Genomic DNA, 12614 nt, shown 5'->3' with positions numbered 1-12614 from the left:
CGTCATTTCTTTCCGAAATTAGCACATCTACAAATCAATCCGTATCTTTGCCAACTAAATTTTTACTATGTCTAAGAGTTTAATTCCAAAATTAGAAGCTATAAAACAAAGATATAATGAGGTGGCAGACCTTATTATTCAGCCTGATGTTATTTCAGATCAGAAAAGATATTCTTCTCTGAACAAAGAATATAGTGATTTGGGGAAAATTGTAAGAGTTTACGATCAATATAAAGGTGCTTTGGATACGATTGAAGAATCTGACGAGATTATTGCAGACGGATCCGACAAAGATTTTGTAGAACTGGCAAAAATCGAAAAGAACGAGGCTTTAGAAAAAATTCCCGGCCTGGAAGAAGAATTAAAAGTATTGTTAATTCCTAAGGATCCTGCAGATGACAAAAACGTAATCGTGGAACTTCGTGCAGGAACAGGGGGAGATGAAGCAGCGATTTTTGTGGAAGATATCTACAGAATGTATTCCATGTACTTCAAGACAAAAGGATGGAGACATGAGGTGACAGATTCAAACGAAGCGGCAAAAGGCTACAAGGAACTCATCATGAAAGTGGAAGGAGAAGGCGTGTACGGAATCATGAAATTTGAATCCGGCGTTCACCGTGTACAGCGTGTTCCCGAAACGGAATCTCAGGGAAGGGTTCATACTTCTGCCATTACGGTTGCGGTTCTTCCGGAAGCCGAAGAAGTAGATTTTGAACTGAATCCGGCGGACATCGAAATGCAGACTTCCAGATCCGGAGGAGCAGGAGGCCAGAACGTAAACAAAGTTGAAACCAAAGTGCAGCTTACCCACAAACCTTCGGGGTTGGTAGTAGTTTGTCAGCAGGCACGTTCCCAGTTGGCAAACCGTGAGCTTGCGATGGAAATGCTGAGAACTAAACTATACGATATAGAGCTTCAGAAAGTACAGGGTGATATTGCTGCCCAGCGTAAATCGATGGTTTCCACAGGAGACCGTTCGGCGAAGATCAAAACCTACAATTATCCGCAGGGAAGGGTGACGGATCACAGAATCAACAAATCCATGTACAACCTGGATGCCTACATGAACGGAGATATCTCTGAAATGATTGACGCCGTAATCATGGCAGAAAATGCCGAAAAAATGAAAGGCGAAGAAGAAAATTTATAAAATCTTTATCATAAAATCTTTGTTAAATCTCCGGTTTTCCGGAGATTTTTATTTTAGATCATCGATAACTTTTTTGCTGTAAAGAATTTCAGATAGATTCCTTATTTTTGGGAAAATAGCTAATATGAAATTCAGACCACTATTACTAACCGCCGGAGTCCTGTTTTCGGCAACATTGTATTCACAAAAAATGATGTATCCTAAAGCATTAAAAGGAAACCAAACCGATAATTATTTCGGAACTGCCGTTGCAGACCCTTTCAGAGATCTTGAAAACGATTCCGAAGCCACCAGAAAATGGGTTGATGAAGAAGTAAAACACAGCCAGGATTATCTTTCAAAAATCCCGTTCAGGGAAGAAATCAGAAAACAACTGACGGATATCTGGAACTATGAGAAAATTTCGGCCCCATTCCAGGAAGGAGAGTATACTTATTATTACAAAAATAATGGCTTACAGGCACAATCTGTTTTGTATAGAACAAATAACAAAACGAAGGCTACAGAAGTATTTTTAGACCCGAATAAATTTTCGGATAAAGGGACAACGTCACTTTCCCAGTTATCATTTAACAAAAAAGGAAATCTTGCCGCCTATTCTATTTCAGAAGGAGGAAGCGACTGGAATAAAATCATTATCATCGATGCTGTTTCGAAAAAGCAAATCGACGAAACGATCGTGGATGTAAAGTTCAGCGGGATTTCATGGCAGGGTGATGAAGGCTTTTATTATTCAAGCTACGATAAACCCAAAGAAGGAACCGTACTTTCCGGTATGACGGATAAGCATAAAGTGTATTTTCATAAATTAGGAACAAAACAATCTGAAGACCAATTAATTTTCGGAGGCGATAAAACTCCGAGAAGATATATCGGAGCAGGAGTTTCCGAAGATCAGCGGTATTTGATTATTTCAGCAGCCAATGCAACTAATGGAAATGAATTGTACATAAAAGATCTTAAAAACGGAGGCGATTTTGTGCAGATTAATAAAGGCTTTGATATTAACGCAAGCATTGTTGATACCCAGGGAGACAATCTGTATATCTTTACCGATAAAGATGCACCGAATATGCGTTTGGTAAAAACCACCATTAAAAATCCGGCTCCGGAAACATGGAAAGATGTTATTCCTGAAACGGAAAATGTGCTGGGAATTACAACCGGTGGAGGGTATTTCTTTGCAACCTACATGATCGACGCTATTGATAAGGTTACACAATATGACAGAAACGGTAAGGTAATCCGTGAAATTACACTTCCCGGAAAAGGAAATGTTTCAGGTTTCGGAGGAAAAGAAAAAGAGAAGGAACTTTATTACTCATTCACCAATTATATCACTCCGGGAACAACCTATAAATTTAATGCTGATACCGGAAAATCGGAAGTATATCAAAAGCCAAAAGTGAAATTTAACCCAGAAGATTATGTTTCGGAACAGGTATTTTACACCTCAAAAGACGGCACAAAAGTTCCAATGATGATCAACTACAAAAAAGGAACAAAACTGGATGGTAAAAATCCTACGATTTTGTATTCTTACGGAGGTTTTAACATCAGCTTGCAGCCTGCCTTCTCTGTTGTGAATGCCATCTGGATGGAAAATGGCGGGATTTATGCCGTTCCGAACATTCGGGGAGGTGGTGAATACGGAAAAAAATGGCATGACGCCGGAACAAAAATGAATAAGAAAAATGTGTTTGATGATTTCATTGCGGCAGGAGAATACTTACAGCAAAAAGGATACACTTCAAAACAATTCATGGCACTTTCCGGCAGATCAAACGGAGGACTTCTCGTAGGAGCTACCATGACAATGCGTCCTGATCTGGCAAGAGTAGCATTCCCGGGAGTTGGCGTACTTGATATGTTGAGATATAATAAATTTACAGCCGGTGCAGGTTGGTCTTACGATTACGGAACAGCCGAGGACAACAAAGAAATGTTTGAATATTTAAAATCGTATTCTCCGGTTCATAATGTAAAAGCAGAAACCTGCTATCCTTCTACTATGATTATCACCAGTGATCATGATGACAGGGTGGTTCCGGCACATTCTTTTAAATTCGGGGCAGAGCTTCAGGAAAAGCAGGCCTGTGATCATCCTATTTTATTGAGAATTGAAAAAAATGCAGGACACGGTGCCGGAAGATCTACGGATCAGGTGATTGGTGAAAATGCAGACCTGATTTCCTTTGCGCTATATGAAATGGGAATTCGTAAATTAGGAAAATAAATAGTTAATTAAATGTAATGAGGCCGGGCTTTAGCCCGGCTTTTTCAATATCAGGATTAATAAAATCTTTTATCCGGTATAGAATATTTTTTGTCTGCTATAGACCATTTTTTTTGTGCAGTATAGAAGATTCTTTGTTCAGTATAGTAGATCTTTTATGCATTATAAAAGATTGTTTGGCGATATAGTATATTTTGAATGCCATAACGAAGACTTTTTCTCTAGTGACGAAGATCTTTTCTGATTTATGATTCAATGTTTTTGATGTACTCTCGAGAGTCTGCATTTCCTTAATCGGGAACAGAAAACTAAAGATGGGTGTATTATCTCAAAAATGCTTAATTTTAGCGCTATAATAAATCTGAAATTATGAGACGGGAAGTTCTGAATAAAACTCCTCAATTTACGATTGCTGAAAGGCAGACTGAAATTTATCCATTTGAAAAAGATGGTCTACAGCTAAAGTCTTCCTACAAGGCAGAAGATGTTAACGACAAAGAATTAACTCACACGACTCCTGGAATTGCACCTTATTTAAGGGGGCCTTACTCCACCATGTACGTCCAGAAGCCGTGGACGATCCGTCAGTATGCAGGTTTTTCAACGGCAGAAGAATCCAATGCTTTTTACAGAAGAAATTTAGCAGCAGGACAAAAGGGACTTTCCGTTGCATTTGATTTGGCAACTCACAGAGGATACGATTCGGATCATGCAAGAGTGGTTGGTGATGTAGGAAAAGCCGGAGTGGCAATCGATTCTGTTGAGGATATGAAAATTTTATTCAACGAAATTCCATTAGATCAGATTTCTGTTTCCATGACGATGAACGGGGCCGTTTTGCCGATCCTTTCTTTTTATATTGTTGCCGCAGAAGAGCAGGGTGTTTCACAGGAACTGCTTTCGGGAACCATTCAGAATGATATTTTGAAAGAATTCATGGTGAGAAATACCTACATCTATCCGCCCGCGCCATCCATGAAAATTATTGCCGATATTTTTGAATATACTTCGAAATATATTCCGAAATTCAATTCGATTTCAATCTCCGGATATCACATGCAGGAAGCGGGGGCAACACCGGTTCTGGAAATGGCTTACACCCTTGCAGACGGATTGGAATATGTAAGAACAGGGATAAAAGCAGGAATGAATGTTGATGATTTTGCTCCGAGGCTATCCTTTTTCTGGGCTATCGGAATGAATCACTTCATGGAAATCGCAAAAATGCGCGCCGCAAGATATATTTGGGCAACCCTTTTAAAACAGTTCAATCCACAAAATCCTAAGTCTTTAGCCTTAAGAACACACTCGCAAACTTCAGGTTGGTCATTGACCGAGCAGGAGCCTTTCAATAATATTACCAGAACAGCAATTGAAGCGTTATCTTCAGCATTGGGAGGTACACAGTCTCTTCATACGAACGCTTTAGACGAAGCTATTGCTCTTCCGACAGACTATTCCGCGAAAATTGCAAGAAACACCCAGATTATTCTTCAGCAGGAAAGCGGAATCTGCGACGTGGTAGATCCTATGGGAGGTAGTAATTTGGTGGAAAGCCTTACCCAGCAGATGATCGAAGAAGCCATGAAATATATCGATGAGGTAGAGCAGGAAGGAGGAATGACGAAAGCCATCGAAGCCGGAATCCCGAAAATGAGAATTGAAGAAGCGGCTGCAAAGAAACAGGCAAAAATTGACAGTGGAGAAGAATTCATTATTGGTGTTAATTCATTTAAATCTGCTTTAAAACAAGATCAGATAGAAATATTAGATATCGACAATACGGAAGTTCGCAGAAAGCAGATCGAAAGATTAAATAAAATAAAAGAAGAAAGAAATGCAGAAGCTGTTGTTCAGATTTTAAATGAAATCCGGGAATCAGCCAAAACGGGAGAAGGAAACCTTCTCGCATCGTGTATTGAAGCGGCACGCAGAAGAGTAACGCTTGGAGAAATGAGTGATGCGATGGAAGAAAGTTTCGGAAGATACAAAGCCAATATCAGAACAATATCAGGAGTTTACGCCATGAATGCAGGAAAAAATGAATACTTTGAAAAAGCACTTCAGCTGACTCAGAAATTTGAGAAGGAAGAAGGTAGACGTCCCCGATTAATGGTGGCAAAAATGGGTCAGGACGGGCACGACAGAGGTGCAAAGGTAGTCGCTACCGCTTTTGCGGATATGGGATTTGATGTAGATGTTGCGCCATTGTTTCAAACACCTGAGGAAGTTGCGAAACAGGCTGTGGAAAATGATATTCACATTCTTGGTGTTTCTTCTTTGGCAGCCGGACACAAAACACTGGTTCCACAGGTGGTTGAAGAATTGAAAAAACTAGGTGCCGATGATATCACGATCGTTGTTGGTGGTGTAATTCCCCAACAGGATTATGAATTCTTATATGCCAATGGAGCCGATTTTATCTTTGGTCCCGGAACCAATCTTCCAAAGTGTGCGGTGGATATTTTGAAGAAATTTTTAAATTAAATTAACGATTGCAAAGTATAAGTTGCACAGCTTTTGTATAGTTTAATGAAAATTTTCATTATGGCTTATACAGTAGTTTCAGTATTTCCGGTGACTGTGGATACACAGGAAATTAAAAGAGATTTAAAAGAAAACGGTTTCAGTGAAGCAAATATTGTTGTTTCAAAATCAAGCGTAGAAAGCGGATTATCAACCGACCATTATCAGGAGGACGAACAGACGAAAGGCTTTTTTGAGTATACTTTTGCACACGATGCAGAGATGCTGGATGCTTATCGTAAACATAGCATTGGACGAAACAATATTGTTGTTTATGCAGATAATGCCGAAGAAGCGGCCTCAGCAAAATCCATTTTAAACAGAAATGGAGCCCTTGAAGTGTTTAAAAAGCCTTCAGACAATCAAAAAGATATTCCTGAAGGGATGACTGAGCAGGAGTATGACGGAATTATTGCGAAGGCAAGACATAATATTTATTTCCTGGGATCGGAAAGAGTATATCACTCGAATGAAGTAAGAGGAATGGATGATGATATGGACAGTCTGGGTTCGAAAGACTGATTATAAGTTTAAAATATAAAGCCTGCTGGATTTCCGGCAGGCTTTACTGTAATTAATAGTTATGGTTTAGGGTAATAAAACTTTGTCTATAGCATGAATAATTCCATTGCTGCATTGAACATCAGTGGCGATTATATTAGATACCCTGTTGTTGTTATCTGTAATTTTCGCCCCACTTGTTGTATTGATTTTGAATGTCCCTCCTTGGAAAGTAGTCACTGTCATATTATTGGTCAGGTTTGTTGATGCTACGTTAGCTCCTGTTACGACGTGGTACTTTAATGTGTTTTCAAGTATAGTTTGTGGAATTGCTGCCAGATTTGCAAGATTCAGCTCCGTTAATAATGATGAAAAAGCAGTATTGGTAGGAGCAAATACCGTGAAAGGCGAATTCGCTGTACCACTGAGGATACCTACAAAATTTGGCATATCGTTTCTTGTAAGTGCAGAAACAAGGGAACTGAATTGTGGATTTGCAGTGGCATGTGTCACGACTGTCGGTAACCCGATAACTGCATTTACCTTATGGATTACGCCATTATTTACATCAATATCCGTAGCAACAACTGAAGAAACACCATTGATTCTAACGCCGCTGCTTGTATTAATAAACATGCTTAGCGGGCGTGTTGAGGAAGCCGGACCAATGGCAAGCGTGGAAACATATCCGGTTGATATTCCTGAACTTTTTACTTCAGTACCCAATACGTGATTCATCAGTAAAGTTTTCAGCGCTGCTGTGGGTACGTCATTTAAACTTGCATATCCGTTGGCCTGCAAAAATGTTGCAAAAGCGGCATTGGTGGGTGCAAATAATGTAAATGTTCCGGATTGGTCAAGGGTTGATGATAGACCTGTCTTATCTACGGCAGCTTTCAGATTACTCAGATCTGTGTCTGAAGAAATTCTTTGATAGACAGTCATTTCAGAGTCCATCATTACATCATCATTGTCATCGCACGAGTATATTGAAAATACAGCGATTCCCGAAAAGAGTAGAGGTTTTAAAAAATTTTTCATAATACTTTAGGTTAATGTGTAAAAACAGACAGGCAAAAATTATACCTATTTTTTATTTTTAATAAAATATTTTATTAAAAATATTAATTTAGAATAACTATAAAGGACTTGTTTCCTTACAAAAGATGTTTCCCATCTGAAATAGATATTTAAAACACGATCATAAAAAAGCATACCGGATTTTCCGGCATGCTTACTTAATAATAGTCTCTATGGTAAAAGAACTTTGTTTATGACATGAATTATTCCATTGTTGCATTGTACATCAGTGGCAACAATATTTGATACTCTGTTGTTTTTATCTGTAATCTTAGCACCTCCTGTAGTTGTGATTTTAAATGTACTTCCCTGGAAAGTAGGTACAATCATATTATTGAAGAGATTATTTGATGCAACATTCACTCCCGTTACAACATGATACTTTAACGTATTTTCAAGGAGCGGCTGTGGGATTGCTGCAAGATTAGGAAGGCCCACTTCAGTCAATAATGATGAGAATGCCTGATTGGTTGGCGCAAATACTGTGAAGGGAGAATTTGTCGTTCCGCTAAGTATTCCCACAAAGTTCGGCATGTCATTTCTTGTTAGTGCAGCAACAAGAGAACTAAACTGCGGATTTGCCGTGGCATGGGTGACAATAGTTGGCAAACCTATTACGGCGTTCACTTTATGTATAACACCGTTGCTGGCGTCAATATCTGCTGATACTACAGAAGATACCCCGTTAATTTTTACACCACTGCTGGTATTAATAAACATGCTGATAGGTCGTGCAACGGAAGCCGCACCAATTGCCAAAGTAGAAACATAACCCGTTGAAAGTTGAGACGCTTTCAATTCCGAGCCCAGAACATGATTCATCAATAAAGTTCTCAGCGCTGCTGTGGGTACGTCATTTAAACTTGCATATCCATTTGCTTGTAAAAACGCATTAAATGCAGTGTTACCAGGTGCAAACAGAGTCAGGGGACCGGTCTGATTAAGTGTAGCAGATAATCCTGCTTTGTCTACCGCGGATTTAAGAGTACGCAAATCATTATCTGCTGAAATTAACTGATAGACAGTCATTTGAGGGTTGTTGTCGTTGTCATTGTCATGCTGACATGAGATCAGGCCAAAGGCCGCTAAGCCTAAAAATAAGGCTGTTTTAATAATTTTTTTCATAATGTAATTTTTTTTGAATCGTTCAAATATATACTTTTTTTGCACAAGTTGGTATATAAATAAACTTTTTTTAAAATATTTTTTTCCCTCTTAAATTATACTTTTACATAAGTAGTTTTTTCCAGCTTAAAATTTTTTATATATTTGCATCTGTAAATCAAGTTTAATCCTTAAAAATCGAAGCAATGTTCAGATCTAATCAGAATTCTACAGTTGGATTACCGCTTATGGTGGTAAGGCTTCGTGGCTTGGTGCATTCTTAGAACAACAGTACAATGATATACCAAAACCCGAAGTCGAACAGATTTCGGGTTTTTTGTGCCAATATTCAAACTTAAACAGTTTCCCGAAATCAATTTATAAAATTCAGCAACTTCCCAAATAGCAGAGAATTTTTATTTGAAGCTATTTCCGGCTTTCCGCTATTACTCCTCACTCACCTTTCAGGTTCGCTGTGGGGTAGCCGCTGCAATCCGGGCTAGGAATATCCGCTTTGTCATTCTGAAAATAGAGAAGTGAATTGAATAATCTCAATATTAAGATAGATTATTTAAACCTTGGTCACATACGTTTCAGTTTGTGTGAGGAATGGCTGATATTTAGTCGGGAAGAATATATGTGATGTATTAAAATCTAATATCTAATATCTCACATCTAAAGTCTAAAACAAAAACAATGGGAAATTTAAAACTTAAAGGAAAAGACATATTAAAAATAGGCTATCCGAACAATCAAAGTATCAACATTGCTTTGGAAGTCATGAAAAGAAATTTTGCGACGAAGAATATACATCATGTGAAATCTCTTTTAAAAAAAATTCTGCAAAATCCGGAGCACTTCGAAAAAGATTTAACCTTCGGACAAATAGCGGAAGCCCTGCTTTCATCAAAAAAAACAGAAAAAAGAATGCTCAATGCAAACCGGGCTTCTTTTCAGATTTTCGGAAATAATATCTCAGATGAAGCAAAAAATCAGCTGTACACAGCACTGAAACTTCCGGTCTCAGTAAGTGGAGCTTTAATGCCTGATGCGCACAGCGGTTACGGTCTACCGATCGGAGGAGTGCTTGCTGTTGAAAACGCAGTGATTCCCTACGGAGTCGGGATGGATATCGGCTGTAGAATGAGCCTGAGTATTTTGGATACTCCGGTTTCCTATCTGGACGGAGCAAGAGATAAGTATGAGAAAGTACTAATGGAGCATACAAAATTCGGGATGTATGAAACTCATAAATCTCATGTCGATCATGAAATTTTCGACAGCGATACATTTGATATGATTCCGATTTTAAAAAGACTGAAAGGAAAAGCCATTAAACAAATGGGAACTTCCGGTGGTGGGAATCATTTCGTAGAATTCGGAGAGGTGGAAATTACAGAAGAAGACGGTCAGATCGGGCTTCCGAAGGGAAAGTATCTGGGAATTCTTTCACACAGCGGATCGCGCGGATTAGGGGCAGAAATTGCTCAATACTATTCCAGGGTTGCAACAGAGCAGTGCCCGCTACCCAAAGAAGCACAGCAATTTGCCTGGCTGGATCTGAATACCCATCTAGGATTAGAATACTGGACGGCAATGAATCTTGCAGGAGACTATGCTTCAGCATGTCACGATGATATTCACAGAAGACTTGTGAAAGCTGTCGGAGGAAGGGTAAAAGCAAAAATTGAAAATCACCATAATTTCGCATGGAAAGAAATTCATAACGGAAAAGAAGTGATTGTCCACAGAAAGGGAGCAACTCCGGCCAATGAAAATGAATTGGGAATGATTCCCGGTTCTATGACGGCAAAAGGATTTATCGTGCGCGGAAAAGGAAATCCGGATTCGCTGAACTCCGCTTCTCATGGAGCGGGAAGAGCATATTCAAGAGGAGAATGCAGAAATCTTTTTACCCAGAATGATATCAGAAAAGAATTAAAACTTAAAAATGTCACTTTAATGGGTGGTAATGCTGAAGAAGCACCAATGGCATATAAAGACATCAATGAAGTGATGAATGCACAACAGGAACTCGTCGATATTCTTGGAACTTTTCAGCCTCGGATTGTGAGGATGGATAAATAATTTGGTTGTTTGTGGATGGCTGTTAGTTGATAGATATCTATTTCCTAATAACCATCAACCAACAACAACGGTTAACAAAAAAATAACAATGGACAAAATAATACAAATAACCTCCGGAAAAGGACCTTTGGAATGCCAGTGGGTAGTGGCAAAAGTGCTGAAGGTTTTCCTTGAGGACGCAAAAAATAACTATATAGACTATGAAATCATTCATCGTGAAAACGGTGACGAAAACCTTACCCTCAAATCCGTAACCATTCTTTTAAAATCAAAAATGGTAAACGAATTTTTAAAAAACTGGTTGGGAAGTATTTGCTGGACCGGGAAAAGTACTTTTAGGAAGCTACATAAAAGAACCAACTGGTTCATCGGAATCTTTGAACTGGAAGAAGAAAGGAAAGTAAGTTTTAACGAAAAGGATATTCGTTTTCAGACGGCCAGAAGCCAGGGAAGTGGTGGACAAAATGTGAATAAGGTGAATACGGCGGTACGGGCCACATACCTTCCGACCGGTCACAGTGTTTTCGTGCAGGATTCTCGTTCTCAGCTGGAAAATAAGAAGATTTCCATTTCAAGACTGAAAGAGAAAGTATTGGAACAAAATATTATCATGATTCAGAAAAGATTACAGGATACATGGAATAATCATCTGCAGGTACAGAGAGGAAATCCCATCCGGACATTTTCCGGAACGGATTTTAAAAAGAACCATCAGGAAAAATCTTTCAAAAAGCAAAGAGACCAACTGAAAAAAGAATTAAAAAATTACAACAATGACCTTAACTAAAAATAAATACTACTTCGAAGCGCTGGATAATTATCCTTACAATCTTCCGGAATGTCTGGAAGCGTTGAATTATGCTTTATCTTATGATCCTGAAGATGCAGACAGTCTTTGTCTCATGGGAAGAATCTACAGTGAGATGTTATCCGATTATGAAAAGGCAAAGCTGTACTTTGAAGAAGCTATGCAGTGTGATGTTACGAATCTGAATGTTCCTCAATATTACATCAGCTGCCTTATTGATAACGAAGACTATCACGAAGCCGAAAAACTGATTGATTATTCTTTGAAAATCAAGGGAATTGATAAAGCAACCTTATGGTTTTACAGGTCTTTACTTTCCGAAAAACGCGGCAGTTGTGTAAATGCGCTGAAATTTTTAGATGAAACCGCAAAGTACTGCTTTACAAAATACAGTCTGGATGTGGTGAAAGACCGTAAGAAATTCATTAAATCCAAAATGCCGAAGAAAAAGAAAACAAAAAAGGAGACAAAATAAGTCTCCTTTTGTATTGTAATAGTCTTGGTAGAACTTTCCGTCTGGTTATTTCTTGTTTACGGAAATCAGATAGTCATATACCATTTGATGCTGTTCGTCGTTCAGTTTAGCTTTCGGTGCCATTCTGCTCAGTGTCTTTAGCCATCCCTGGTCGTCGTGCTTTTCCGGATTAGGAAGAGCGTGGCATTTGTTACAGGAATTTTCAAAAATCGTCTTTCCCTGCTCCAGTTGTTCGGATGAAGTGTACTTAGGCCCTGTTACCGCAGTGCTTTTGGGTCCGCACGATACAAGCAATGCAGAAAATCCTATCGCGCTTAATATCAGTTTTTTCATAATAATATTTTTGAAGTGATTATTTTTTTGCAGAAACGATGTAATCGTACACCCACTGGTGCTGTTCATCGTTCAGTTTTGCTTTCGGCGCCATAGAATTCATGATTCCCACCCACTGCACAGAAGTGTGAGATGCAGGATCCGGGAGTTTATAGCATCTTCCGCAGGAGTTTTCGAAAATGGTTTTTCCCTGTGCAATTTGTTCGGCTGTAGATACAGCGGCTGCCGGAGTGGCTGCTGTTGTTGCTTTTGGTGTACAAGAAGCCAATAAAACGGCTGTAAAAGATGCTACAGCAATGATTTTTTTCAT

Annotated in this window: 11 protein-coding genes; 7 read left to right on the top strand and 4 right to left on the bottom strand. The window is 38.9% G+C overall.

The window, feature by feature from the left end; all coding sequences use genetic code 11:
* Positions 1-67 precede the first annotated feature (67 nt).
* The 4 genes from prfA (at position 68) to M0D58_RS10295 (ending at position 6437) form a co-directional block, all read left to right on the top strand.
* Positions 68-1153: a peptide chain release factor 1 gene (prfA, locus tag M0D58_RS10310; RefSeq protein WP_089858019.1), complete on the top strand. Its 1086-nt coding sequence runs from the start codon at positions 68-70 to the stop codon at positions 1151-1153.
* Between the two features lie 124 nt (positions 1154-1277).
* Positions 1278-3389, top strand: coding sequence for a prolyl oligopeptidase family serine peptidase (locus M0D58_RS10305; RefSeq protein WP_248388985.1), 2112 nt, complete (start codon positions 1278-1280; stop codon positions 3387-3389).
* A gap of 369 nt (positions 3390-3758) precedes the next feature.
* Positions 3759-5876: a methylmalonyl-CoA mutase gene (scpA, locus tag M0D58_RS10300; protein WP_248388983.1), complete on the top strand. Its 2118-nt coding sequence runs from the start codon at positions 3759-3761 to the stop codon at positions 5874-5876.
* A gap of 60 nt (positions 5877-5936) precedes the next feature.
* Entirely contained in the window at positions 5937-6437 is a 501-nt protein-coding gene (locus M0D58_RS10295; RefSeq protein ID WP_248388981.1) for a hypothetical protein, read from the top strand.
* A gap of 66 nt (positions 6438-6503) precedes the next feature.
* On the opposite strand, the gene M0D58_RS10290 is transcribed toward M0D58_RS10295, so the two are convergent.
* Positions 6504-7457 carry a fasciclin domain-containing protein gene (locus M0D58_RS10290; RefSeq protein WP_248388979.1) on the bottom strand — a complete coding sequence of 318 codons (954 nt, stop codon included), beginning with the start codon at positions 7455-7457 and terminating at the stop codon, positions 6504-6506.
* Between the two features lie 210 nt (positions 7458-7667).
* The gene (locus tag M0D58_RS10285) at positions 7668-8525 is read right to left on the bottom strand and encodes a fasciclin domain-containing protein (RefSeq protein ID WP_248388977.1); all 858 of its coding nucleotides are present in this window, start codon (positions 8523-8525) and stop codon (positions 7668-7670) included.
* A gap of 771 nt (positions 8526-9296) precedes the next feature.
* Here M0D58_RS10285 and M0D58_RS10280 point away from each other — a divergent pair.
* From M0D58_RS10280 to M0D58_RS10270, 3 genes are all read left to right on the top strand, one after another.
* Positions 9297-10688: an RtcB family protein gene (locus M0D58_RS10280; protein ID WP_248388975.1), complete on the top strand. Its 1392-nt coding sequence runs from the start codon at positions 9297-9299 to the stop codon at positions 10686-10688.
* Between the two features lie 88 nt (positions 10689-10776).
* Positions 10777-11475, top strand: a complete 699-nt coding sequence (gene prfH, locus M0D58_RS10275; RefSeq protein WP_248388973.1) for a peptide chain release factor H — start codon at positions 10777-10779, stop codon at positions 11473-11475.
* Positions 11462-11971, top strand: a complete 510-nt coding sequence (locus M0D58_RS10270; RefSeq protein ID WP_248388971.1) for a tetratricopeptide repeat protein — start codon at positions 11462-11464, stop codon at positions 11969-11971. Before prfH ends, M0D58_RS10270 begins: the two co-directional genes overlap by 14 nt.
* A gap of 45 nt (positions 11972-12016) precedes the next feature.
* Here the strand turns inward: M0D58_RS10270 and M0D58_RS10265 are convergent, their stop codons facing one another.
* Together M0D58_RS10265 and M0D58_RS10260 are read right to left on the bottom strand one after the other, a co-directional pair.
* Positions 12017-12304 carry a cytochrome C gene (locus M0D58_RS10265; RefSeq protein ID WP_248388969.1) on the bottom strand — a complete coding sequence of 96 codons (288 nt, stop codon included), beginning with the start codon at positions 12302-12304 and terminating at the stop codon, positions 12017-12019.
* Positions 12305-12323: 19 nt separating this feature from the next.
* Positions 12324-12614, bottom strand: a complete 291-nt coding sequence (locus M0D58_RS10260; protein ID WP_248388967.1) for a cytochrome C — start codon at positions 12612-12614, stop codon at positions 12324-12326.

Origin of the sequence: Chryseobacterium nepalense (assembly GCF_023195755.1) — a bacterium.
GTDB lineage: Bacteria > Bacteroidota > Bacteroidia > Flavobacteriales > Weeksellaceae > Chryseobacterium > Chryseobacterium nepalense.
The sequence above is the reverse complement of the archived record's forward strand: the minus strand, read 5'-3'. Positions and strand labels throughout refer to the sequence as shown.